This is a genomic window from Acinetobacter sp. CIP 64.2 (assembly GCF_000369645.1).
Classification (GTDB): domain Bacteria; phylum Pseudomonadota; class Gammaproteobacteria; order Pseudomonadales; family Moraxellaceae; genus Acinetobacter.
Window position 1 is genome coordinate 121,097 of the sequence record NZ_KB850120.1, and the last position, 25,433, is coordinate 146,529.

Below are 25,433 nucleotides of genomic sequence, written 5' to 3' on the forward strand. Positions count from 1 at the left end.
TTCCTACGGCTTCCTATCCCTTTTTGGTCATCCTGACCGCTTCCTTGTGCCGTGAAGCTATAATGCCGTTCTAGCTGTGAAATAAAAATATACAAAAGCGACAAGTTATGTAAGCTAAAGAAGCGACCTAAGTGAACGATTGTTCACTTATTCGAGTATTTTATAGTCAATAATCACCGGTGCATGGTCGCTAAACCATTGTTCTTTATACACCCACGCATTTGTTGTGCGTGCTTTCCAGTCTGGAGAGCAGGCTTGGTAGTCGATACGCCACCCAACATTTTTTGCACGCGCTTGACCGCGATTTGACCACCATGAATACAATTCTGCTTCAGGGCGAACTTCGCGGAAGGTATCCACATAACCCAACTCATCATAGATATGATCGAGCCAAGCACGTTCATGTGGCAATACGCCAGATGATTTCTGGTTACCTGACCAGTTTTTAATATCGATGCGTTTATGCACGATATTGTAGTCCCCGCAGACAATGATTGATTTATTTTCATCTCGCCACTGTTTGAGTATTTTGGCGTATTCTTGTAAAAACACGTCTTTGCGTGCTTGCGCTTCGTCACCGCTTGATCCTGATGGCAAGTATAACGAGGCAATATGAACAGTTTGTGACAAGCCTAAATCAAATTCAGCGGTGATAAAACGGCCCTGAGAGTCAGCGAGTTCGAAGCCTAAACCATCTTTTACCGATACGAATGGCAGACGGCTATAAATCGCCGTACCTGCGTAGCCTGCACGTTCAGCAGGGAACAGGTGGGTATACCAGCCTTCAGGTTTAAATTTATCGGTCCATTGCTCATGGGTGATGCGGCTTTCCTGCATACACACCACATCGGCATCTGACTGTTCTAACCATTCGAGCAGGCCTTTGGTGACTGATGAGCGCAAGCCATTTACGTTAATTGAAACGACTCGAAGAATTTTTACATCACTTGGATAGCTATCCTTTGGTATCATACGTCTGTTTAACCTCAATTGAAGAATTTGGAGCACTTTATATGACAACGCCTGTGTCATTTCATCCGCAAGCTTTTATCGAACTCGCATTATCACGTGGAGTGCTTAAATTTGGTGAGTTTACCTTAAAATCAGGCCGTGTCAGTCCTTATTTCTTTAACGCAGGTTTGTTAAACGATGGTGAAGCACTGTCTTTGTTAGCGCAAGGCTATGCCGACAAACTGGTGCAGTGTGACAATGTCGGTGTGATTTTTGGCCCAGCCTATAAAGGGATTCCTTTTGTTGCAGCAACGGCTGTGGCGTTGTCTCAAGTGCATGGCAAAAGCGTACCGTGGGGCTTTAACCGTAAAGAAGCCAAAGATCATGGTGAAGGCGGTGTGTTGGTGGGTGCATCGGTTGCAGGTCAAAAGGTCTGGATCATTGATGATGTGATCACTGCGGGAACGGCAATTCGTGAAGTCGTGACCATCTTAAAAAATGCAGGTGCTGAAATTGCTGGGGTATTGGTTGCGCTAGATCGTCAGGAACGCGGTCAAGGTCAGCTTTCTGCGATTCAGGAAGTACAAAAAGAACTCGAAATTCCTGTGCATGCATTGATTACCATGAAAGATTTGATGGATTATCTGGATGCGAAAGGCGAAAAAGATGTTTTAGCCAATATGCAGGCGTATCGTGAAAAATATGGCATCTAAGTTTTAGATGTGAACGAAAAGGAAGCTGAGGCTTCCTTTTTTATTATAAGGGCCTAAGTTTAATTTTTTTATAAATTGCTGCTTTTTTTCTTAAAATAAAATATAAGACCATTCCAAAAAGCAGCCCTAATATAATTGAATTTATTCCAAAAATTTTTATATCAGATATTAGACTTCCTTCATAAATCATTTTTCAATCAATTTAATTGTTTATCTTTCACCCAATCTAAATTGTATATGCCAGCAAGTAAATTAAACCGCAGGTTTAATCTTTTACGACGATTTCTATATACACAAGATAAAATCTTAAAACATTTCATCCTTCCAAATACATGCTCTACTTGAATTCGTCTACGACCAATCTCTTTATTTAACTTTTTTAATTCAGAATCTAGTTTTTCAGTTTTCTTTGCTTTAGATGGCATGAGGCATCCAAAACCCAATTTCTTTATCCCTAAATAACCCTTATCAACGATAAAAAAGGGCTTAAATTTTAATTTCCTCATGCTTTTTTTAAATATTTTAAAATCATGCATGCTTCCATGACTTCCACATACACTCAGTATTTCACCTGTTATATAGTGCATAGATAGCTGAAATTTAAAGGTATGTCGCTTTTTTTTACCGCTATACCATTTCTTCTGTTTTTTTTGGACGTTGAACTAATATTTCAGTGGCATCAATCACAACAACTTCCCAATCCACTTCATCTCGATTAGGAAGTTGTTTTGGCAAGTTGAATTTTCCAGAACGGATTAAGGTATCTTCAATAACACGTGTGATACGAATTGCACTCGTTTCAGATACACCGTAACTCATACCAAGATGGAAAAATGTTCGATATTCTCTCCAATATTCTATACATAAGAGCAAACGATCTTCCAACGGTAATTTATGCGGTCGTCCTTTACCAATATGACGAGGTAAATGCTTATTTAGCTCGGCCAACATGAGGTTAAATGTAGCCCAACTAACACCGGTAAGCCTACGAAACTTAACGTTTGATAATTTTTGAATATCTTTGAATTTCATCCAAGGATTATCTCTTGAATTAAATAATTTTGCTGATTAATTTAAGATCAAATAAATTGTACGTTTTTTGATTTATGACGGAAGTCTATTGTAATTAGAAAAGTGAGTATTGCTGGTTCTTGTTCGCCTTTTACACTAAAAGCATCTAAGAAACTATTTATAAGTGTTGATAATAACGCTAAACCAGCTAATGTGATCACGAACTCTTTAGGAAATAAAAATAACAATGATGTTATGGTAGCACCTAAAATACCAACCAAGACGTAAAAAAAGCCTGCAATAACAGAAGCGATGTAGCGTTTACTTTTATCTTCATGTACATCAGGGCTTAAGCATAATGCAGCACTTATAGCAGCTAAATTTGTTGAAAATGCCCCAAACGGTGCAAAAATGGTATTGAAAAAACCAGTTATTCCAACGGCTTGATTTGTAGGGCAAGGATAACCAAATGATTTGATTATGGAGACTCCAACTAGATTTTGAGAAACCATTGTGATAATGAAAAGTGGAATAGCGATATTCCAAATAGAATGAAGGTTGAAAATTGGATTAATAAATATAGGCTGTGCTAATTCAAATGATATTGGTATATTGTTTAGACCTCCTTGGTAAAGGGTAAAAAAAACGCCTATAGTTAATGTTGTTAATATGCTATATCTTGGAACGAATACTTTGCTTAAAAAGTATGAAATAGTCATTGCTATGATTAAACTGGTATTTTTTGAATACATTTCAATTATTTTTAAACAGAAAGGAAGTAATATTCCAGCTAGCATAGCTGATGTAATTGTAGTAGGGATGTGGCTAATTATTTTTTTAAATAATGATGAAAATCCAGCTATTGTAATTAGTAGGCCACTTATTATAAATGCTCCGACAGCTTCATTTAGGGTGACCTGATGGCCATTAATTGCTAAATATGCTGCACCAGGTGTAGACCAAGCGGCAATGAGTGGAATCTTATAATAAAGGGATAGAACTATACTTGATAATCCGAGTGTTAAACCAAGTGCCCAAATCCATGATGCAATTTCTGCTGAATTCGCTCCTAAAGCAGTAGCTGCTTGAAAGACGATAATAATCGAGCTGGTCACACCCACAAGGACTGTAGTGAAACCAGCTGCAAACGCGGAAACTGAAAAATCTTCGATAAAGCTTTTAATATTCATCTAGAACAAATTTTTTTCGTAAGTTACTTCTGCGTTAGAAGTTGTGTAAAAGTTCATTTTTTCCCAAAACTTATTTGCAATAGCATTATTCTTTTCTACAAACAGAAAGTAACGTGCTATACCTCTATTTCGAAGCTCTATCTCAAATTTATTGACTAATACTGTTCCTATACCATATCTTCGATAAGCATTATTGATAGCGACATGATTTATTCTAGCTCGGGTTCCCAAAGTTCCACCGATTAGGATAGCTACTATTTGATTAAACTCATTACTTGCTGTAACAATAATAGTATTAGGCTCTTGTATAATTTTTTTAAATTCATCTATAGAACTTTGGGATACAAACGATACTTCTGAATGATGACTAAAAAAATTTACAATATCTTGGGGAGGCATTGTTTTTCCTAAATGATATTTAAAATTATCTTCCTTAGATTTTGGTGGCATAATCGGTCCCCGGTCGAGAAAATGAAACAGCAATAATTTGGCGATATGCATTTTCCTGTGTAGCAGTTGTTGGTGTTACGTAGTGAAGCATTTCTTTATCTAGGAAAAAATTCGTATCTAATATTTGACTATAAGTGGTTGCTGCTAATTGATTTTTATCCTTGTCAAACAGTTGACTTTCCGCACCATTAACGTTTTCTCTTCCCCAGAAATGTACACCACTGTAGGGATAGCCATCTGAATGGATACCTTCTGGTGTGATTTCTAAAGTTTTGTTTTTATATATTTCAATTCTTATTTGATGGATTTGGCATTGCCAAATTTCTTTCTTTAGGTTTTCATCTAATAAGCCAGAGAAAATTTCAAAATTAATATCAATTAGTTGCTTTAAAATAGGATGTTGTATTATTTCGGTCTCGAAATCTCCAAAATGTCTATCTTTTCCCCCTACATATTTATTTAATTCTGTAGATTGATGGTATGGCCTATGCTCAAGTTGGCTAATTTGTTTTGTGACAGGGTTATAGTCAAAGTCACTATATCTTCTGAATCGTCGTCCTGAATCTTTTTGCCCAAAATAGATATCCTCTGGCATATTTTCCCAACTTTGACTAAATTCAATGAACTCAAAAAAACCTCCTGAAAGTGAAAATGATTTTCCTGTTACATTAGAAAAGCCAAATTCTTTTATTTCATTAATAACTTTCTCTTTTTCTGTTGATTCAATTGATAGCATTATTTTTCTTGCTTTTTTGGCTGGTTGTTAATTCGTTTCAATATTATATATTTTAATGGATATGTAAAATTTATTTTATCAAGTGGTTGGTTTTTCTATTTGTTTTTTTACACATAAATCTTTTTTTGTTGTCATTTTGGGTCTTTTTTTGAAAAATTTAATTTTTATTTTTCATGAATAACAATATATTATATTTTCTTTTTGTTAAAAAATAAAAAAATTAATATTTATTTATTTTGGCATTTTTTGTTGAGAATAATTGATTAATATGTTTTTGTATGGAGTGTCAAAGTTTTTGCTGATTTTTTGTGATTAATAATGTGAAATTTAAACTTAAACATTCTGATCCAACATCGCAGGCATCAAGATTTCTTTAACACAGCTTGCCTTCGTGGTTGAAAGAATAAAATGAATCGCCTGAATCACATCGGATAATGGAATAAGAGAGAATTTAGTTTCTTCTAAAACATCTTGAGTAGGTTTATCAATCTCATATTCACTGGCCAGATAGCCCAAGTTCAGTACACTGACCCCAATCAGGTGTTCACGTAAGATTTCTCGTAGTGATTGTGCAATGCCCCTTAGAGCAAATTTGGTAGCGGAGAAAACAAGTTCTTTACCGTTATGATTATCAACACCCCAAGTGGAACCGATCAGAATAATTTTGGCATTATCGGAGAGTTTTAGATTTTCAATAAGAGATTGAATCGACAGGATACAGGTGCTGATATTGGTATGAATGATTTGGTTGATTTCAGCAGCAGAAACATTTTCAAAATTATAGTTGTTGCTAAAAGCCTGTTGTTCCCAAATACCAACGTTATAAATCAGTACATCAATTTTTTGCTGTCCAATTGTTGTTTTTACATCGCTTACAGCCTGCTCTGGTTTGGACAGATCAGCACGAATCCAGTTTACGTTCGGAATTTCTTGTGGTTGGGTGCGAGATACGCCATAGATGGTATCTGTTGGCTTTGGTACAGCTTGAACAATGGCTTTGCCTAGACCTTTACTGACGCCGTATATGAGAAACGTTTTATTTGAGTTATCCATCCATCTATCCGTACTTTTTGGATTAAAAAAGTAACTATAAAAGCTCAAGTTGGCTTGAGGTCAATAGAGTTATTTGTATGGCGTGACTCAAAGGTGTTTAAACAGTTGGGTTGTAGTATGTTAGATTCTGGAAGATTTTAAATTTTTAGATTTAACCTAAATTACTTTCACTTCTTAATGTTTTGAAAGAAGCTGTTTGATGGACAATAAAAGTATGGATTATATTAAAAATTTATATCAATCTTTAAGTGAGAGAAAGCGTCCAGAAGATATTGCAGAAGTGATCAAAAACTATATGTCAGATCACTATAGCGTTCGAGAACGTATAATTTTAGAAAAAGCCGCACAGCATGCTTTAGTACGTAGACATATTCCCTATACATCAATGCCGGAAGATTTTAGAAAAATAGTGGGAGCAGAAAAACAGCTTTTAAAAGCTAGTGAGCTTTTTGATGTGTCGTTATATACAAATTTTGATTATTGTGATGTTGGAGAGATCCAATCTGCTCTAGAAGAAATAGAGATGCTGGTAAAAAAAGAAATTGGGAGTAATAATTTTATTCGCGATAGATTAAATAAAAATGAAAGGAAGAAATCGAATATACAGCTTTCAAAGCGGCAATATAATAAACGATGGAGATTGTTAAAACGTATCGAAGAGAAGCAAAAAAAACTTCAGAAAGAATTACATAAACTGGAGTTTGAAAAAATTGCAAAGCATGGATTAGCCCATCACCTTTCTTATAGTGAGTTTGCTCAGGATGCTGATAGCGCATGTTTTATTGCTTATTATACAGCACGTTGTAATTTACGTAGTGTATTCACTAATACGTCCCAGGAACATCCATTTGATGAAATTTGTGAAATGCTTTTAACTAGGTGTCGTTTAAATTGTCCAATTACTACCAATTGGTGGGCCATTTCTCATGTTTATATTTCTGACTTTGTTACAAGTCATCTAACTGAAGAGCAGAAAGGGTTACTTCTAGGGCGTTGGACATGTATCCTTGAGGAAATTTCTAATTTTTTACATGATCTATGGTTGAAAAATAATATTAATAGGCAAACTATGATTGTGAAAAAAGGAAATGATTCTTCAACATGGAACCATGCAGCTGGGGCTTGGAATAAAGCTCGTGATCAATGGATGCATCTTATATATGCTTTAGGTTTGGAAATAATATTAGAAAATATATGTATAGGTAAGGTATTACGGTTAATGGCTGGAGATATAGCGGCATGGCATTTAGAGTCAAAAGGGACTCTGGACCCTGATACCTATGTTTGGAATGAACTTCCTTTACCATGGGAGGTTTTGCAGGGACGTGTTGTTTGTACAAAAGATGATATTATAGTTCAGTGCTTAAAAGTTAATTTAGATCCAGAAAAATCTGGTTGGATTGCACCTAAATCACATTCTACTGTACAGTTTAAGACAACACCTGAATTGGTCCATGGTGTAGAAATTAGTAGTCCATTTTTAGCTAGTATATTAAAAAGAAATAAATTTTTTTCAGGTAAAGGGTAGGTTAGTTCAGTGGTAGAACGTTCGGCTCTCTTATCCGAATGGACGCAGGTTCGAGCCCTGCACCTATCCATCATTCTTTGATATTTTTAACTATGTTATTGTTTTATTTATTGTAATTAATTTGGGGTGTTGAAAGCTTCCTCACACTTCTTACATTCCAACATCACCCCTAATTTCTCATTCCGCCCTTGCTCGGTTAACACCCAAGGGCGATTCTGCCAAGGCGGGCTATGACGCACATGTTGCCCATGCCCACAGGCGAGATCAGCAACCCAATGTCCTTCCTCATCGAGATGAAAACCGACAATGGCTTGCTGCATTTAATTTTCAAGAGACTCGAGTTTAGATTGTTCCAAACCCTTTAAAAAACGATGGCATAAGTTAAGAATCGCCAGCAGATCATTCGGGTCCATATCCAATGAGCAGGCGAGTTTAAACGGGATCAGGGTAATGTCATCTTTTGACGCCAGCGCTTTTTCCAGCAAGATCACTTTTTTCATCCGCTCATCTTCTTTGACCGCAACACGCTTTAAAAACTGCTTTTCTTCGAGTTTTTTAATAATTGGTGTCAGCGTTCCAGAATCAAAAAAAGTCTTTTGTCCAATCTCAGACAACATCACATTGTCTTGCTCATACAAAGCCAGCAATACAATAAATTGCGGATAGGTCAGATCATATTCCTGCAGCAAAGGGCGATACTGGCGAATCATCGCATTGGTCGCGGAATACATGGCAAAACACACTTGGTTATCCAAAAATGAAACGTCAGCCATGATGATCTGTCCTCGACTCGGTTGTTGAACATTCAGTATAAATTGGATTGCTCAAAAAGTACATTGTGCATAATAAACTTGTGCACAAGATAATTGTGTGCAATATTAAGTAAACAAGCTGAATTATTCAGTAAACGATTTTGAGTACATCCACCATTGGATAGATAGAAGAGAGAGCACCTATGAGCAAGATTTATGATTTTCAGGCTGAACTGTTAGAAGGCGAACAAAAGAACCTTGCAGATTACCAAGGCAAAGTTTTATTGGTGGTGAATACAGCAAGCCAGTGCGGTCTAACGCCACAATTTGAAGGCTTGGAAAAGCTATATCAGGGCTATCAACAACAAGGGCTGGTGATTCTGGGTTTTCCATGTAACCAATTTGCCAATCAAGATCCATCCAGCAATGAAGAAATTGGCAGTTTCTGTCAACGTAACTATGGCGTATCTTTCCCGATGTTTGCCAAGGTCGATGTGAATGGCCCAACCGCACATCCCTTATATCAATATCTCACTTCTGAAGCCAAAGGTCTGTTAGGCAGCAGCATTAAATGGAACTTCACCAAATTTCTGATCAATCAAAACGGTGAAGTGGTCAAACGCTATGCCCCAATCACCAAACCTGAAAAAATTGCCAAAGATATTCAAAAGCTTTTGCGATAAATAGCCTGGAAAATGAGGAAAATGGAAATGACTGGTCTACGATGCATCCACTGGTGATTTCCTCTTCCGAAACAAATTAAATCATAAAGCTGAATATTTTTAATATGTTGTAATTAATTGAACAAAATAGATTTTTTAATCTTTAAGATTTATACAAGTTGTTTCACGATTGACCGCAAACTTCGCTATACTTTTTGCCAAGATTAAAAATACGAGCGTCAGAATATGCGTGTACTGGTGGTGATGGACCCGATTGAAACTGTGAATCTCAAAAAAGATTCAACCATGGCAATGTTATGGGCGGCCAGCCGTCGCGGACATGAATTGGGTTATGCATTACAACACGATTTATATATCGACCAAGGCAAAGCCTTTGGCCTGATCTCACCTTTAAAAGTATTTGAAGACTATAACCATTATTATGAGTTGGGCGAGCAGCGCAAAGAATCGTTGGCCGATTACGATGTGGTGTTGATGCGTAAAGACCCACCCTTCGACATGAACTTTGTCTATACCACCTATATTTTGGAACAGGCCGAGCGTGAAGGCGTGTGGATCATCAACAAACCACAATCGCTACGTGACTGTAATGAAAAATTATTTGCCACGCAGTTCCCTGAATTACAAGTACCTACTTTGGTGACCTCACAACAAAGTCTGATTCGTGAATTTATCAAAGAACATGGCGATGTGATTGTAAAGCCTTTGGATGGCATGGGCGGCATGGGGATTTTCCGCCTATACCAAGATGGGGTGAACATTGGTTCGACTTTGGAAATGCTGACAGAAATGGGCACACGTCCAATCATGGCGCAACGTTATATCCCTGAAATTGTGGAAGGTGATAAGCGCATCTTGATGGTCAATGGTGAGCCGATTCCATATTGCTTGGCACGTATTCCGCAAAATGGTGAAGTGCGGGGGAACTTGGCGGCAGGTGGCTTAGGTCAGGCCCGTCCACTGACTGAAAATGATAAATTGATTGCCGCAAAAGTCGGTCCATTCCTGCGTGAAAAAGGGCTGGTCTTTGTGGGTTTGGATGTGATTGGCAATTATGTGACTGAAATTAACGTAACCAGTCCAACCTGTATCCGTGAGATTGATGCACAATTCGGGACGTCAATTGCCGATGATCTTTTCACGGTGCTCGAAGCAGGTCGTAAAAACTAAAAAAGTTGTATTTTTGACCAAATTGCCCATTTGCATTTCACTGAAATTGGAAGGTAAATGGGCTTTTCTCTATCGACAGAACCTTGTTTTTAACAAAGAATCGAAAAAAGCCGAGCTTTCTGTTGTAAACAGGTGAAATTCGCTTTTCGTGAATGAAGCTTTAGGATTAAAATAACTTCCGAAAACAATAGACGATAACCTTCTTTTTTTGAGTTGAAGAATTAGACTGTGACCAATTCCCCACACAACAAACCTAAACATGTCATGATGATGGCCGCTGGTACAGGTGGACATGTTTTTCCTGCACTTGCTGTTGCCAAACAACTGCAACAAGAGGGCTGTCAGGTCTCTTGGCTGGCAACTCCGACAGGAATGGAAAATCGGTTACTCAAAGATCAAAATATTCCGATTTATCAGATTGATATTCAAGGTGTGCGCGGTAATGGCCTGTTACGTAAAATCAGTGCACCGTTTAAAATTTTAAAAGCGACTTTAAGCGCTATGCGCTATATGAAACAGCTCAAGATTGATGCTGTGGCTGGTTTCGGTGGTTATGTGGCAGGCCCGGGTGGTTTGGCTGCACGTTTACTCGGTATTCCTGTCGTGATTCATGAGCAAAACGCCATTGCAGGGTTTACCAATACCCAATTGGCGCGGATTGCCAAGACCGTATGTCAGGCATTTCCAAATACCTTTGCAAACAGTGATAAAGTCGTGACCACCGGCAATCCGGTGCGTGCCGAAATCACTGCGATTTTAAATCCTTCTTGGCGCTATCAAACCCGTGAACAAGAACAACTGCCACTGAATATTTTGATTGTGGGGGGGTCGCTTGGTGCACAGGCGCTGAATGAGCGTTTGCCTGAAGCTTTGAAAAAGGTCAATGTTCCGCTCAAAGTATTCCATCAGTGTGGTCAAAACAAGCAAGATGCCACGCGGGCACTGTATCAAGGTGCACCTGCCAGTTTAGATATTCAAGTGGAGCCTTTTATTCACGATATGGCAAAAGCCTATAGTGAAGCAGACTTGATTATTTGCCGCGCCGGTGCTTTAACGGTGACCGAAGTGGCAACCGCAGGTTTGGCCGCGATTTTTGTGCCTTTACCGATTGCGGTGGATGATCACCAAACCGCAAATGCGAAATTCTTGGCTAATGCTGGCGCAGCCAAGATTTGCCAGCAAGCAGACATGACACCTGCTGTTTTAGACGAGTTATTAGCAACCTTATTAAATCGTCAGCTACTCTCTGAAATGGCTGTAAAAGCACGTCAACAAGCACAACCGAATGCAACACAGCATGTGGTTGATCTGATTAAAAAATTGTAATTCGAGTTTATTTATGTCTCCTACAAGTCCAAACCAAGCCAAAAAGCTGATTAAAGTGCCAGAAATGCGCCGTATTAAAAATATCCACTTTGTTGGTATTGGTGGTGCGGGGATGTGCGGTATTGCCGAAGTATTGAGTAACCAAGGTTATAAAATTTCAGGCTCAGACATTAAAGCGTCGAAAACCACAGCTCAACTCGAAGCCAATGGGATAAAAGTATTTATTGGTCACTCGGCTGACAACATTAAAAATGCTAATGTATTGGTAGTGTCGACAGCAATTGATCCAGAAAATCCAGAGATTAAAGCAGCGATTGAACAGCGGACTCCGATTGTCCGTCGTGCGGAAATGCTGGGTGAATTGATGCGTTATCGCCACGGGATTGCGGTTGCAGGCACACATGGCAAAACCACCACCACCAGTTTGTTGACCACCATGCTGGCAGAAGAAAACCTTGATCCGACCTATGTGATTGGCGGTTTGCTGAATAGTACGGGTGTGAATGCTGCACTCGGTGAAAGCCGTTTCATCGTGGCGGAAGCCGATGAGTCAGATGCCTCTTTCTTGTATTTGCAACCAATGGCTGCGATCGTGACCAATATCGATGCAGATCATATGGACACCTATGAAGGCAGCTTCGATAAGTTAAAAGATACCTTTATTCAATTCTTACATAACCTGCCATTCTATGGTTTGGCTGTGGTCTGTGGTGATGATGCCAATATCCGTGAGATTCTGCCACGTGTCGGTCGTCCAGTCTTGACCTATGGTTTTGATGAAGACAACGATATTCGTGCGGTCGATGTTGAGCAAGAAGGCATGCGATCACATTTTACTGTATTGCGTAAAGACCGTGAACCATTGCGTGTCACCATCAATCAACCGGGCTTGCATAATGTCCTGAATGCATTGGCTGCGATTGGTGTAGCAACCGATGAAGGCGTTTCTGATGGTGCGATTTGCCGTGCCTTAGAAGGCTTTAGTGGTGTGGGGCGTCGCTTTCAGGTTCAGGGTGAATTTGAAGTGGGCGAAGGCTTGGTGAAGTTGGTGGATGACTACGGCCATCATCCAAAAGAAGTTGAAGCCACTATTAAAGCGGCACGTGCCAGCCATCCAGACCGCCGTTTGGTGATGTTATTCCAACCGCACCGTTTTAGCCGTACCCGTGACTGTTTTGATGACTTTGTCGATGTGCTATCGCAAGTGGATCAATTATTATTGCTTGAGGTTTATCCAGCAGGCGAAAAGCCGATCGTAGGCGCTGACAGTCGTGCATTAGCACGCAGTATTCGTCTACGTGGTGAGGTTGAGCCGATTCTGCTCGATCCAGTCGAAGGCAATTTACCGAACGTTTTACAAAAAGTGTTACAAGCAAATGACCTGTTATTAACACAAGGCGCGGGTAACGTCGGTGCAATTTCGGTAGAATTGGCTCAGCATCGCTTGTATGCCAAATCCCCCTAACCCCCTTTGTTAAAGGGGGAACGCCTCCCTTTGAAAAGGGAAGCGGGGAGGGATTTAATAGAATATATGAAGTTTTTTTAAGGATATAAACGTGTCAAATGCTGCAAAATTCGGCAAAGTTGCTGTGTTGTTTGGTGGGAAGTCGGCTGAGCGTGCTGTGTCGTTGGACAGTGGTCAAGCCGTTTTAGAGGCGTTATTGCGTTCGGGCGTACAGGCAGAAGCATTTGACCCACAAGATCGTAGTGTGACTGAACTGGTGGGCTATGATCGTGCTTTTATCGTATTGCATGGTCGTGGCGGTGAAGATGGCCAGATCCAAGGCGTATTGGAATGGTTAAACCTGCCATATACCGGTACGGGTGTACAAGGTTCTGCGATTGGCATGGACAAAGTCAAAACCAAGCAAATCTGGCAGGGCAGTGATCTACCAACTGCACCCTACCGTATCATTACCAAAGACACGGACCTTGAACCTGTGATTGCAGAATTGGGCTTGCCTGTGATTATCAAGCCGGTGCATGAAGGTTCAAGCGTTGGCATGAGTAAAGTTGAAAAAGCTGAAGATTTTGCTGCTGCGATTGAAAAAGCCACTCAGCACGATGCCGTGGTGATGGCAGAAAAATGGATCACTGGTCGTGAATTCACCATTTCATTCCTGAATGGTCAGCCTTTGCCCGTGATTCGTTTACAGCCACCTGCTGATGTTGCGTTCTATGACTATGAAGCCAAATATCAACGCAATGATGTGGAATATGGCATTCCTTGTGGTCTGAGCGAAGCAGAAGAAAAAAGCTTACAGGCACTTTGCTTACGCGCTTTCCAAGCGGTCGGTGCAGAAGGCTGGGGTCGTATTGATGCAATGCAGGATGAGCAAGGTAACTTCTGGTTATTAGAGGTAAATACAGTTCCAGGTATGACCAGTCACTCGTTGGTGCCAAAAGCGGCACAAGCAGTGGGCTATAACTTTGATCAGCTCTGTGTTGCGATTTTAGAGCAAACCTTAGCAAAGTCGGCTTAACTATATTATGGCTCAACTACCTGCCTCGATGCGCCGTAAAACACGGCCAGCCATTAGCTCGATTCACGAGAAGCCGCCTTCGCCTCGACAAAAGATGGTGAATGCGGGTGGTTGGGTGCTACTGGTCATTGCTTTTGCAGTACTGGCACTGGGGCTGTTTGGCTTATATAAAGTTATGACTGATGCTCGCGCAGCACAGTTGCAAGTGGTTGGGACCAATTCTGATGTCGAGAATCAGCAGCTGGTTCAGTATCTGAATCCAATTATTAAAGATAACTACTTCACTTCAGATTTAGAACAAATTCGTGATCAAGCCTTAAAAGTGTCATGGGTTGATCGTGTGGTGGTGTCACGAGCATGGCCAAATGCAATTCGGGTGCGGGTGATGCCGCGCCATGCGATTGCACGTTGGGGAACAGGGCGCTTGCTCAGTGACAATGGTGATGTATTTAGTGAGGCGGTGCCAACAGCACATCCAAATCTGCCACTTTTACATGGGCCAGCCAGCCAATCCAAAATGATGATGCGTCGCTATAATGAAATTAATCAATTGTTTCATCCAGCGAATTTGAGATTAAAAGAATTGTATTTAACCGAGCGTATGACCTGGTTTATGCAGTTTGATTCAGGCCTGCGGATTATTGTGGATCAGGATCAAACCATGAACAAGCTGCAGCGCTTGAGCCATTTGGCACAAACGGATTTAAAACCTGTATGGTCAAAAATCACGGCAATTGATCTGCGTTACCGGAATGGTCTTGCCATTCAGTGGAAAAACGCAGCTCCGCCAAAGATTGTCAACGGTCAGTTAGTTGTAACGATTGATGACACAAGCCTTGCAGGGGCAATTCAGGCAAAGCCATAATACGTGGCTTAAAATAAAGGGCAGTGGTCCTAAACAACACTAAAGATATGGTATTGAAGTAATGAGTGAAACTGTTCCCTCAGTTGTTGCGATTGATATTGGGACTCATAAAGTCACAGTTTTGATTGGTAAGGTCCATGCACCGGATAAGATTCAAGTCATTGGCATGGCAACTGCTCGCAACCGAGGTATGGTTAAGGGCAAGATTGTTAGCTTGGACAAAGTGATTGCGGCCATTAAAAATGCGGTATCCGAAGCGGAGGATATGGCTGAATGCCGTATTCATAGCGCTTGGGTGTCGATTCCAAGTACTGAATTGCAAAGTTTTTATGCTTCAGGCCGTACGCCAGTTGCCAACCACGATCATATTATTAGCACCAATGAAGTGGTCAGAGCTTTAGAATTGGCTAAAGCCAGCCATGTCTCGCCAGATTATTATTTGGCCAGTGCCGTACCGCTAGGATTTGAGTTGGGTGATTCGGCTGAATGGGTGCAAAACCCAGTCAATATGTCTGCGCATAGCATGACGGGGCATTATCAGCTAATGATGATGCCAATCAGCACCATGCAAAACCTTGATCGTGCCATGAAAGGGGCCAATATCGGGGTAGAGAAAATGGTGGTGTCTTGCTTGGCAACGGCAGAAGCCAGCCTGCTGAAAGACGAAAAAGAATATGGTGTTTGCTTGGTGGATATTGGTGCGGGTATTACCAATATTGCTGTGTATCTGGATGGGCGTTTGGCTTTGGCTCGTACCCTTCCGCGTGGTGGTGAGAATGTCACCCGTGATATTGCCGCTGTTTTGCAGACTACCACGGAAGAAGCTGAACGCATCAAGATTTTACATGGCTGCGTGGATATGAGCGTAGTTAAGCCTGATCATATGATTCAAGTGCAAGGGATTGATGGCACACAAACCATCAGTCGTATTGAACTTGCAGAAATCATCATTGCACGTTATGAAGAAATCTTTAGCCTGATTCGTGAAGAGTTGGAGCATAGCGGTGCAATTCATGGTCTCTATCATGGCGTGGTACTCACTGGAGATGCCTGTCAAATTGAAGGCATGGTGAATCTGGCACGTCGTATGTTGGGGGTGTCTGCACACTTGGGTAATCCACCGCTACAAGTCTATGCAGATGATCAACATTTACCGGCTTTGCGTCGCTCGATGTATGCAACTGCAGCGGGTTTGTTGATGTTTAGTCAGAGTGATTTGCAAGATACGGTAGAAGAACCAGAAGAGACAAGCGATCGTAGTTTTGTTGATCGTGTTGCCAATGGTTGGAATGCATTAAATAGCAAGTTAAAGGCCATCTTTTAAGTTGTAGTTATTTTTGGGAAAATTTGTTAGGAAGTTGTTCGAAATCTGCCACTGTACTTGACAAGCTAGCGATTATTGAACAGCATCCTAAACATCAGTTGTTTAAAAATCAGGGCAGTAACGGGCTGAAGTAACTGCCATTAATATTAGGAAATCTAAAGGTCATGGCCTCATTTGAATTTATAGAAGATGAACTAGACAATGGCAACGGTCAAGCCCGTTTCACAGTATTTGGTGTTGGTGGTGGCGGTGGTAATGCCGTGCAACACATGGCGCAATCAGATATTCAAGGTGTAAAGTTTGTTTGTGCAAATACAGATAAACAAGCACTGGATAGCATGAATGCCCCATTCAAAATTCAATTGGGTGAACAAAGTACGCGTGGTTTAGGTGCGGGTGCAAATCCAGAGGTGGGTCAAATCGCAGCGGAAGAAAGCCGTGAAGTGATTCGTCAGCACCTTGAAGGGACTGACATGGTCTTCGTAACCGCAGGTATGGGCGGCGGTACAGGTACCGGTGCAGCACCCGTGGTTGCTGAAGTTGCCAAAGAAATGGGCATCTTGACGGTGGGTGTAGTCACTACACCATTCAACTTTGAAGGTCGTCGTCGCCAGAAGTCTGCTGAAAAAGGCATTGATGCTTTAGAAGCACATGTGGATTCATTGATTATCATTCCAAACCAGCGTTTACTCAGCGTTTATGGTGATATTTCAATGAAAGATGCCTATAAAAAGGCAGATGATGTATTGCTGAATGCTGTTCGCAGTATCTTTGACCTGGTGGTTAATCGTGGTCATATTAACCTTGACTTTGCTGACTTGAAAACCGCCATGAGTACCCGTGGTTATGCCATGATGGGGGCTGGTTTGGGCCGTGGTGAAGATCGTGCTCGCCAAGCTGCTGAGCAGGCAATCCGTAGCCCATTGCTTGATAATGTGAATATTATCAATGCAAAAGGCGTATTGATTAATATCACGGGCGGTGATGATATTACCCTGCGTGAAACAGAAATTATTACTGATGTCGTCAACCAGATCGTTGATTTGGATGAGGGTGAAATCTTCTACGGTACGGTATTTGATCCAGACGCGCGTGATGAGTTGCGTGTTACTGTGATTGCAACAGGTTTAACCCGTAATGCCAGTGAAGTTGATCAGAAAAGACGTGCTACGGTTTCCCATGCACCTTCTGCTCACGCCGCACATCAGTCGGTTGATGAAGATGATGTGCCAGCGATCAGTAAACGTGCAAATACAGATGTACCAGCAACTGCGACAGCAAGTTCTACGCCACGTTCATCGCCAATGAGCATTCAAGACTATCTGAAAAATCAACAGCGTAAATAATAAAATCATGTATTTAGAGAAAGGGGGTAAGTAATTACCCCCTTTTTTATTTTTTTAAAATGGCAAAATATGCTAAGTTATATCGGTTTTTGCAAATGAAGTTGGTATGGCATGTTGAAACAACGTACTCTCAAGCGTGTGGTGAAAGCGAGCGGGATTGGTCTGCATAGTGGTCAAAAGGTGCTGATTAATTTTGTTCCACACCATATTGATGGAGGTATTGTCTTTCGCCGTATCGACTTAAATCCCTCTGTAGAGATTCCTGCGAATGCTTTACTCATTCAAGAAGCCTTCATGTGTTCGAATCTGGTTCGTGAAGATATCAAAGTCGGTACCATTGAACATGTGATGAGTGCTATTGCAGGACTGGGGATTGATAATCTGATTGTAGAGGTTTCTGCTTCTGAAGTTCCGATTATGGATGGCAGTGCAGGGCCTTTTATTTATTTGCTGATGCAGGGTGAGTTGGCGGAGCAAGATGCGCCAAAGAAGTTCATTCGCATTTTAAAGCCAGTTGAGGCTTTAATTGATGATAAAAAAGCTATTTTTTCTCCGCATTTAGGTTTTCAACTGAATTTCACCATCGACTTCGACCATCCTGCCTTTGCCAAAGAATATCAGTCAGCCACAATTGATTTTTCGACCGAAACCTTTGTTTATGAAGTGAGTGAGGCGAGAACTTTTGGTTTTATGAAAGATTTGGATTATCTCAAGGCCAATAATTTGGCGCTAGGGGCAAGCTTGGAAAACGCCATTGGTGTTGATGATACTGGCGTGGTGAATGAGGAAGGTTTGCGCTTTGCCGATGAGTTTGTTCGTCACAAAATTTTAGATGCAGTCGGTGACTTATATTTACTTGGGCATCAAATTATTGCCAAGTTTGATGGCTATAAGTCTGGTCATGCATTGAACAATCAGTTGTTGCGCAATGTTCAAAATGATCCAAGCAGCTATGAAATTGTAACATTTAATAACGAGAGTGATTGTCCAATTCCTTATGTAAGTGTGACATAAGTCATTGTCTTTTATTGCCTATGTTATATTATAACAATTGAATGTGAGATTTTCGTCACATAAAAAGAGTGTTTATTCCAGTACTTAATATATGTAGTTTACTTTTTATTGCTTGCCAAACGTAGCAAAGCTTGGCTAAGCTTAGGGTCGCTCACATATTCAGCGGCGCTGCGCAATAGCTCTTGGGTCTCTGATGTAAGTGCTTTTGTTGGGGGAGAGGGTTCACGAGAGGCAGTTGTTTTGTTTCTTAAACGAACTTGGATTTTTCGTAATTCCTTGAGTCCTTCGAGCTGAGCTAACTGCGCAACATAGTGTCTTTGTAAATAGCTGAGTTGACTAATCATGGCCTGATTTTCACCAGTGATGATCAAAACACCATGTTGATAACAAACAACCTGCCATTGCTCTGGTTGGGGCAGCAAGGGTTGAATAATTTTCGTAAGTTGTTTCCATTGTGTGACTTGCGTCGTCAGAAACGTTAAGTTTCCAGTTTTTATGTGTTGTCCTTTCTGTTGGAAAACGTTGTTAGGTTCAGACATGGAACTTCCTCGGAGGTGATGTGTCCATCTTAAGCGTTTGGTTCAGCTGTTATCAAGGAAGAGATGATAAAGGAACGTTTGAAGGACGGTTTCAAGAGGTTTTTTATGCATCATACGCGTCGTATTTTACTCGCATTTTCGTTGGCTGCTTCAGCTGCTTCGGTTGCTTTCGCAGATTACCAGAACATCGGTCAAGCTACAGGCGATGATCGCTTAGAGCAACTCTCTAAAACCTTAGCTCAAGGTTCTTATACTCATTCTGCTGATATGGATTTGCCAGCTGTATCGAATGTGTCAGTTAAATTACGTGAAAAAACCATTGAATTGAATAACGCCTCGATCGAAAAGAAATATGGTCGTTCAGCGATTTCTTCTCCAGATAATGCAGCTTCATTCTCTGCCAATACAGGTTATTCTTGGTTGGTGAGTCATCCATTACAAGAAGGGCGTGTGAGTTCTTCTTGGGGGAACCGCACACTACTTGGTTCAACGCGTCATCATTCAGGTGTTGATCTCGCTGCGCCATCAGGTACGCCAATTTATGCAACAGGCCCTGGTGTAGTCACTAAATCAGGTTGGGGGACAGGTTATGGTCAATATGTTGAAATTGATCATGGCAATGGTTATATCACCCGTTATGCGCATGCCTCCCGTTTGATCGTGAACGCGGGTGATCGTGTCAGTGCCGGTGAGCATATTGCAAATGTTGGCTGTACGGGTCGTTGTACGGGTCCACATTTACATTTTGAAGTCGTGAAAGATGGTCAACGTAAAAATCCATCAACGTACTTAGCAATGTTGCCTTAATGTAATTTATTAACAGTTGTATATTAATGTGAAGAAAGAATCGCCTTTATTGGCGATTTTTTATGTGTTTTGTGTTATTTCGGTCAATGACTATTTTTTCAGAAAATAATAAGGCGTTTTGCATTCAGCTAGGGCAATACCCCTCGTAAAGCAAAACATGATAAAAATAGGGTCGACAAATAACTTAAGGGAAAAGGTGAATTGTATGGCGTTTTATGGCGACTCTGACGCGCAAGAAACCCAAGAATGGCAAGAAGCATTTGATTCTGTATTACAACACATGGGCACGGAACGCGCTGCTTTCTTACTAGAAAAACTCTATCAACGGGCAATTGCGAAACATGTGCCAATCCAGCGCTTAAATACACCTTACCTCAATACCATTTCAGTTGCAGAACAACCCGCGATGCCTGGTGATCAGGATATGGAACGCCGTATTCGTGCCTTGATTCGCTGGAACGCTCTGGCGATGGTATTACGTGCGAACAAGACCGGGGACGATCTTGGGGGGCATCTTGCAAGTTTTGCCTCGTCTGCAACTTTGTACGATGTAGGCTTTAACCATTTCTTCCGTGCTGCCTCAAATAATTTCGGCGGCGACATGATTTATTACCAAGGTCACTGTGCACCAGGTATCTATGCACGTTCTTTCCTTGAAGGACGTTTAAATGAAGAACAGTTAAGTAATTTCCGCCGTGAAGTGGGCGGTAATGGTTTACCAAGCTACCCACATCCCTATTTAATGCCGGACTATTGGCAATTCCCAACCGTATCCATGGGTCTGGGTCCAATCATGTCGATTTATCAGGCACACATTCAAAAATATTTGATGAATCGTGGCTTGATCAAAGAAGAAGATCGTAAAGTCTGGGCTTATCTGGGCGATGGTGAGATGGATGAGCCAGAAAGTACAGGTGCAATTTCACTGGCTGGCCGTGAAAAGCTGGATAACCTGATTTGGGTGGTGAACTGTAACTTACAGCGCCTCGATGGCCCTGTACGTGGTAACGGTAAAATTATTCAAGAATTAGAATCGTTATTCCGTGGTGCGGGCTGGCGTGTCATTAAAGTGGTGTGGGGCCGTCATTGGGATCCACTGCTTGCGCAAGATACTTCTGGTGCTTTAAAAGCAGTCATGGAAGAAACGGTTGATGGTGAGTATCAGCGCTATCAGGTAAAAGGTGGTGCCTATACCCGTGAGAAATTCTTTGGCAAATACCCAGAAGCTGCGGAACTGGTCAAAGATTTAAGCGATGAAGACATCGATAATCTTAACCGCGGTGGTCATGACCCGTACAAAGTTTTTGCTGCCTATGCAGAAGCAATGAAAGCCAAAGGTCAACCTACCGTTATTCTTGCAAAAACGGTTAAAGGTTATGGTTTGTCTGAAGAAATTGAGGCGGTGAACAAGACTCACCAAATCAAAAAAATGCAGATCGACTCTTTGAAATATGTACGTGACCGTTTTAACCTGCCATTTACAGATGATAAGTTAGAAGAGCTCCCATTCTACCGCCCAAGTGAAAACTCTCCAGAAATGAAGTATATGAAGGCGCGTCGTGAAGCATTAGGGGGTTACCTACCTGCACGCCGTCGTGAGAGTGAAACTTTAGCGATTCCTGAATTATCAGTCTTTGATGCTGTCTTAAATGGTTCTGGTGGTAAAGAACAATCGACCACGATGCTGATGGTGCGTTTAATTGCTGCTTTACTGAAAGAAAAAGCCATTAAAGACCGTGTCGTACCGATCGTTCCAGACGAAGCACGTACCTTTGGTTTAGAAGGGATGTTCCGTCAACTCGGTATTTATGCCGCTCACGGTCAAAAATATACCCCAGAAGACCAAGAACAGTTAATGCATTATCGTGAAGCAAGTGATGGCCACATGCTGCAAGAAGGCATTAACGAAGCGGGTGCAATGAGTGCATGGGCTGCGTTGGCAACCAGTTATTCAACCAATAACTTGCCGATGATTCCAATGTACATGTACTACTCTATGTTCGGTTTCCAACGGATTGGTGACATTGCATGGGCTGCGGGTGATGCACAGGCACAAGGTTTCTTGCTCGGTGCAACGGCTGGCCGTACCACATTGAACGGTGAAGGTTTACAGCACCAAGATGGCCATTCACATATCTTGGCAAATACTATTCCAAACTGTGTATCTTATGATCCATGTTTTGGTTATGAGTTGGCGGTGATCGTACATGACGGTTTACAACGGATGTATGTGAACCAAGAGCGAGTGTTCTATTACTTAACCGTAATGAATGAAAACTACGAGCATCCTGCAATGCCAGAAGGCGCTGAGGAAGGCATTAAACGTGGTATGTACTTGTTCGAAAAAGATGAAAAAGCAACGGTTCAATTACTGGGCTCAGGTGTCATTCTTCGTGAAGTGATCAAGGCTGCGAAAATCTTGCGTGATGAATACCAAATCCATTCAAACGTTTGGAGTGTAACCAGCTTCAATGAGTTGTCACGTGATGGTATGGCATGTGAAGAATATAACCGCTTACACCCACTTGCTGAAGAAGTGAAAGAATCCTGGGTATCTAAGCAATTACGTGGTACGGAAGGTATTGTCGTTTCTGCGACTGACCATATGCGTGCCTACAGTGAACAGATCCGTGCATATCTTCCAGATGGTCGTCCATTTGTTGCATTAGGTACAGATGGTTACGGTCGTTCAGATACGCGTGCTAACTTACGTAGTTTCTTTGGTGTTGATGCTGCGCATATCGTGGTTGCGACATTGAAAAAACTAGCGGATGAAGGCGAAGTAGACGCACGTTTAGTCAAAGATGCAATTTCTAACTTTGAGTTAGATACGGACCGTCCAGTGGCGTGGGCACCACAAGCGCATCCAGAAGTTCAGGCCGTTGCTGAATACAATGAAACGCAAACAGGTGAGGGGAAATAATCATGCAAATCCAAGCACCTGATATTGGCGTTGAGAAAGCACTGGTTGCAGAAATCTTGGTCAAAGTCGGCGACCATGTTGCGGTTGATGATAGCCTTTTGGTTTTAGAATCCGATAAGGCAACGGTAGAGGTGCCAAGCACGGCAGCCGGTATCGTGAAAAGTATTCTGGTTCAACAGGGCGATGAAGTCACTGAAGGCGTCGCATTGATTGAATTAGAGTCTGAGTCTGCTGCTGAATCACCTGTGAACGAAGCACCGAAAGCGGAAGCGCCAAAAGCCGAAGCAAAACCTGTGGCAGCTGAAACAAAAGCGCAACCAGTTGCTGCTTCAGCAGCGACTTCAAGCCAGATTGTGGATGTAAAAGTTCCAGATATTGGCGTAGAAAAAGCGTTGGTTGCAGAAGTGTTGGTCAAAGTGGGTGATCAGATTGAACCTGAACAAAGTATTGTTGTGGTTGAATCTGACAAGGCAACTGTAGAAGTACCAAGCTCGGTTGCGGGAATTGTGGAAGCCATTCAAATCAAAGAAGGTGATAGCATTAAAGAAGGCGTGGTGTTGATTCAGGTCAAGACTGCGAGTTCGGCTGCTGCACCGGAACCACAAGCGGCACCTGCTCAAACAGAAGCGCCAGTCGCAACAACAGAAGTACCAGCTGCAACGAATACCTCAACAGGTAATGTTGAAATTGAAGTACCTGACCTGGGTGTAGAAAAAGCACTTGTTTCAGAAATTCTGGTCAATGTTGGTGATCGCGTTGAAGCCCAACAAAGCTTATGCGTGGTTGAGTCAGATAAGGCTTCGGTTGAAGTGCCAAGCTCAGTAGCAGGAATTGTGAAAGCAATTCATGTCTCTGCCAATCAAGAAGTTCGTCAAGGCATGGCTTTGGCAACAATTGAGGTGAGTGGTGGTCAGGCTGCTGCACCAGCAGCAGTGCCAAAAGCTCAACCAGCCGCGACGCCTGCTACTCAAGCTGCACCAGCAAAACCACAGGTAGTACCGACAGCAGCACCGAGTGCCCCAGCGCAAGCTGAGAAGCTGACCAAAGAGCAAGAAGCCGACAATGCCAAAGTCTATGCTGGCCCAGCGGTACGTAAACTGGCACGCGAGTTAGGTGTGGTTCTTGGACAGGTCAAAGCCTCGGGTGAACATGGTCGTGTGATGAAGGACGATGTTTTTGCCTATGTGAAAACGCGTTTGACTGCACCACAGCCTGCATCGACCTCTCAAGCTGCGCCAGTGGCTTCGGGCTTACCGAAGTTGCCAGACTTTAATGCATTTGGTGGCGGTGAAGTGAAAGCGATGACGCGTTTACAGCAAGTGTCTGTACCGCAATTGTCGTTGAACAATTTCATTCCACAAGTGACACAGTTTGATTTAGCAGATATTACCGAACTCGAAGCATGGCGTGGCGAACTGAAAGATGGCTTTAAAAAGCAGGGTCTTAGCTTAACCATTTTGGCCTTTATCGCTAAAGCAGTCGCGCACTTGTTGAAAGAAGAACCGTATTTCGCTGGCCATTTGGCTGATGATCAGAAGTCAGTATTGTTGCGTAACGAAATTCATATGGGGATTGCGGTTGCAACGCCAGATGGTTTAACGGTTCCAGTACTGCGTAATCCTGACCAGAAATCAATTAAGCAAATTGCAGCTGAATTGGCGGAACTCAGCCAGAAAGCGCGTGATCGTAAATTGTCACCGAAAGATCTACAGGGTGCTAACTTTACCATTACCAGCTTGGGCAGTATTGGTGGTACCGCATTTACGCCATTGGTGAATTGGCCGCAAGTCGCGATTTTAGGTATTTCACCTGCAACCATGCAACCGGTTTGGAATGGCAAAGACTTTGATCCACGCCTGATGTTGCCATTATCCTTGTCTTATGACCATCGTGTGATTAATGGTGCGGATGCTGCGCGTTTTACCAATAAGCTAACCAAGTTATTAAAAGATATTCGTAGCTTATTGCTCTAATCGTATTTGAATCTAGAAAACCTCGCATACGCGGGGTTTTCTATTTTTAGGCTGAAAATATACGACTTTATTTATGTTATGTTGGATGGAAAATAGATTTTCATTGATTGCAGGAGCACGGATGTTGGTGATTTATCGGGTGATGTTGCCGCTATTGCTCATTGTTTTTGTCTTGATGGGTGCATGGGTGAGCTTTCTGCATTTCCCTTGGGAGTGGGTCATGTATGTTGTTATGGGCTTAGAAGTCTTTGTGGCGACCATCGTGATGATGATGGAATATCAGGCGCAACATATTGGAGGTGCCAGTGGCTGGGGCAGTTTTGGTTTTTTAGGTTTAAGTGCCTATTTGGCTTTCTTTTTGGGGCTTGCCCGCGTGTTGCTCTGGAGTTACCAAAAATTTTGCTCATAAAGATTCAAAACGATTTTATTGTTTGATAGAATGAACTCACTTCATTGGGGAGTAGCCGCTCTTTACGCAAAGTAAAGAGGTGATGATCAACATAATTGTTCAACTGAACATGGTCATCATAGCAAAGAACCAAGAACAGCTTTTCAGCTGTGCTTTTGTTGGCAAGACCTTTGATTTACCACTCTGC

24 protein-coding genes, 1 tRNA gene, 1 pseudogene and 1 riboswitch are annotated in these 25,433 nt (G+C 41.8%); of the genes and pseudogenes, 16 read left to right on the plus strand and 10 right to left on the minus strand.

Going from position 1 to position 25,433, the window contains the following annotated elements:
• Positions 1-147 precede the first annotated feature (147 nt).
• Positions 148-972, minus strand: coding sequence for an exodeoxyribonuclease III (locus F895_RS18130; protein WP_005238115.1), 825 nt, complete (start codon positions 970-972; stop codon positions 148-150).
• Between the two features lie 41 nt (positions 973-1,013).
• Between F895_RS18130 and pyrE the strand changes: the two genes are divergently transcribed.
• Positions 1,014-1,664, plus strand: coding sequence for an orotate phosphoribosyltransferase (gene pyrE, locus F895_RS18125; RefSeq protein ID WP_005238116.1), 651 nt, complete (start codon positions 1,014-1,016; stop codon positions 1,662-1,664).
• Positions 1,665-1,861: 197 nt separating this feature from the next.
• Here pyrE and F895_RS19250 read toward each other — a convergent pair.
• The 6 genes and pseudogenes from F895_RS19250 to F895_RS18095 form a co-directional block, all read right to left on the minus strand.
• Positions 1,862-2,254: pseudogene (locus F895_RS19250) on the minus strand (transposase family protein); the annotation flags it as partial.
• 37 nt (positions 2,255-2,291) lie between these two features.
• Positions 2,292-2,696: a transposase family protein gene (locus tag F895_RS18115; protein WP_000669095.1), complete on the minus strand. Its 405-nt coding sequence runs from the start codon at positions 2,694-2,696 to the stop codon at positions 2,292-2,294.
• 47 nt (positions 2,697-2,743) lie between these two features.
• On the minus strand, positions 2,744-3,865 hold the full coding sequence (locus tag F895_RS18110) for a benzoate/H(+) symporter BenE family transporter (RefSeq protein ID WP_005238118.1): 1,122 nt from the start codon (positions 3,863-3,865) through the stop codon (positions 2,744-2,746).
• The gene (locus F895_RS18105; RefSeq protein WP_010590313.1) at positions 3,866-4,315 is read right to left on the minus strand and encodes a GNAT family N-acetyltransferase; all 450 of its coding nucleotides are present in this window, start codon (positions 4,313-4,315) and stop codon (positions 3,866-3,868) included.
• Positions 4,299-5,051: a 2OG-Fe dioxygenase family protein gene (locus tag F895_RS18100; RefSeq protein ID WP_005238120.1), complete on the minus strand. Its 753-nt coding sequence runs from the start codon at positions 5,049-5,051 to the stop codon at positions 4,299-4,301. The genes F895_RS18105 and F895_RS18100 overlap by 17 nt, the downstream gene beginning before the upstream one ends.
• A 333-nt stretch (positions 5,052-5,384) precedes the next feature.
• Positions 5,385-6,104, minus strand: coding sequence for an SDR family oxidoreductase (locus F895_RS18095; RefSeq protein ID WP_005238121.1), 720 nt, complete (start codon positions 6,102-6,104; stop codon positions 5,385-5,387).
• 214 nt (positions 6,105-6,318) lie between these two features.
• Between F895_RS18095 and F895_RS18090 the strand changes: the two genes are divergently transcribed.
• Together F895_RS18090 and F895_RS0118765 are read left to right on the plus strand one after the other, a co-directional pair.
• On the plus strand, positions 6,319-7,632 hold the full coding sequence (locus F895_RS18090; protein ID WP_005238122.1) for a hypothetical protein: 1,314 nt from the start codon (positions 6,319-6,321) through the stop codon (positions 7,630-7,632).
• Positions 7,627-7,702 (plus strand) — tRNA-OTHER (locus F895_RS0118765). The genes F895_RS18090 and F895_RS0118765 overlap by 6 nt, the downstream gene beginning before the upstream one ends.
• Positions 7,703-7,748: 46 nt before the next feature.
• On the opposite strand, the gene F895_RS18085 is transcribed toward F895_RS0118765, so the two are convergent.
• Both F895_RS18085 and F895_RS18080 read right to left on the minus strand, forming a co-directional pair.
• Positions 7,749-7,952, minus strand: coding sequence for a DUF3565 domain-containing protein (locus F895_RS18085; RefSeq protein ID WP_005238123.1), 204 nt, complete (start codon positions 7,950-7,952; stop codon positions 7,749-7,751).
• The gene (locus tag F895_RS18080) at positions 7,953-8,405 is read right to left on the minus strand and encodes a MarR family winged helix-turn-helix transcriptional regulator (RefSeq protein WP_005238124.1); all 453 of its coding nucleotides are present in this window, start codon (positions 8,403-8,405) and stop codon (positions 7,953-7,955) included.
• Between the two features lie 182 nt (positions 8,406-8,587).
• On the opposite strand from F895_RS18080, the gene F895_RS18075 reads away from it, so the two are divergent.
• From F895_RS18075 to lpxC, 9 genes are all read left to right on the plus strand, one after another.
• On the plus strand, positions 8,588-9,067 hold the full coding sequence (locus tag F895_RS18075; protein WP_005238126.1) for a glutathione peroxidase: 480 nt from the start codon (positions 8,588-8,590) through the stop codon (positions 9,065-9,067).
• A gap of 225 nt (positions 9,068-9,292) precedes the next feature.
• Positions 9,293-10,237, plus strand: coding sequence for a glutathione synthase (gshB, locus tag F895_RS18070; protein WP_005238127.1), 945 nt, complete (start codon positions 9,293-9,295; stop codon positions 10,235-10,237).
• A 228-nt stretch (positions 10,238-10,465) separates the two neighbouring features.
• On the plus strand, positions 10,466-11,563 hold the full coding sequence (gene murG / locus F895_RS18065; RefSeq protein WP_081402010.1) for an undecaprenyldiphospho-muramoylpentapeptide beta-N-acetylglucosaminyltransferase: 1,098 nt from the start codon (positions 10,466-10,468) through the stop codon (positions 11,561-11,563).
• 13 nt (positions 11,564-11,576) lie between these two features.
• Entirely contained in the window at positions 11,577-13,028 is a 1,452-nt protein-coding gene (gene murC / locus F895_RS18060) for a UDP-N-acetylmuramate--L-alanine ligase (protein ID WP_005238129.1), read from the plus strand.
• A 91-nt stretch (positions 13,029-13,119) separates the two neighbouring features.
• A complete protein-coding gene (locus F895_RS18055; RefSeq protein WP_004657145.1) occupies positions 13,120-14,046 on the plus strand; it encodes a D-alanine--D-alanine ligase in 927 nt (308 codons plus the stop codon).
• Between the two features lie 7 nt (positions 14,047-14,053).
• Positions 14,054-14,911: a cell division protein FtsQ/DivIB gene (locus F895_RS18050; RefSeq protein WP_005238130.1), complete on the plus strand. Its 858-nt coding sequence runs from the start codon at positions 14,054-14,056 to the stop codon at positions 14,909-14,911.
• 61 nt (positions 14,912-14,972) lie between these two features.
• Positions 14,973-16,235 carry a cell division protein FtsA gene (gene ftsA, locus F895_RS18045; RefSeq protein ID WP_005238132.1) on the plus strand — a complete coding sequence of 421 codons (1,263 nt, stop codon included), beginning with the start codon at positions 14,973-14,975 and terminating at the stop codon, positions 16,233-16,235.
• Positions 16,236-16,399: 164 nt separating this feature from the next.
• Positions 16,400-17,581 carry a cell division protein FtsZ gene (ftsZ, locus tag F895_RS18040; protein ID WP_005238142.1) on the plus strand — a complete coding sequence of 394 codons (1,182 nt, stop codon included), beginning with the start codon at positions 16,400-16,402 and terminating at the stop codon, positions 17,579-17,581.
• A gap of 111 nt (positions 17,582-17,692) precedes the next feature.
• Positions 17,693-18,595 carry a UDP-3-O-acyl-N-acetylglucosamine deacetylase gene (gene lpxC / locus F895_RS18035; protein WP_005238144.1) on the plus strand — a complete coding sequence of 301 codons (903 nt, stop codon included), beginning with the start codon at positions 17,693-17,695 and terminating at the stop codon, positions 18,593-18,595.
• A 98-nt stretch (positions 18,596-18,693) separates the two neighbouring features.
• Here the strand turns inward: lpxC and F895_RS18030 are convergent, their stop codons facing one another.
• Complete coding sequence (locus tag F895_RS18030; protein WP_005238147.1) at positions 18,694-19,134, minus strand: DciA family protein; 441 nt, start codon at positions 19,132-19,134, stop codon at positions 18,694-18,696.
• A 105-nt stretch (positions 19,135-19,239) separates the two neighbouring features.
• Between F895_RS18030 and F895_RS18025 the strand changes: the two genes are divergently transcribed.
• From F895_RS18025 to F895_RS18010, 4 genes are all read left to right on the plus strand, one after another.
• The gene (locus tag F895_RS18025) at positions 19,240-19,941 is read left to right on the plus strand and encodes a M23 family metallopeptidase (RefSeq protein ID WP_005238149.1); all 702 of its coding nucleotides are present in this window, start codon (positions 19,240-19,242) and stop codon (positions 19,939-19,941) included.
• Positions 19,942-20,146: 205 nt separating this feature from the next.
• On the plus strand, positions 20,147-22,864 hold the full coding sequence (aceE, locus tag F895_RS18020) for a pyruvate dehydrogenase (acetyl-transferring), homodimeric type (RefSeq protein WP_005238151.1): 2,718 nt from the start codon (positions 20,147-20,149) through the stop codon (positions 22,862-22,864).
• Between the two features lie 2 nt (positions 22,865-22,866).
• Complete coding sequence (locus F895_RS18015) at positions 22,867-24,837, plus strand: 2-oxo acid dehydrogenase subunit E2 (protein WP_005238152.1); 1,971 nt, start codon at positions 22,867-22,869, stop codon at positions 24,835-24,837.
• Positions 24,838-24,958: 121 nt separating this feature from the next.
• A complete protein-coding gene (locus F895_RS18010; RefSeq protein WP_005238154.1) occupies positions 24,959-25,246 on the plus strand; it encodes a hypothetical protein in 288 nt (95 codons plus the stop codon).
• Between the two features lie 34 nt (positions 25,247-25,280).
• Positions 25,281-25,421, plus strand: a riboswitch (yybP-ykoY riboswitch).
• Positions 25,422-25,433 lie beyond the last annotated feature (12 nt).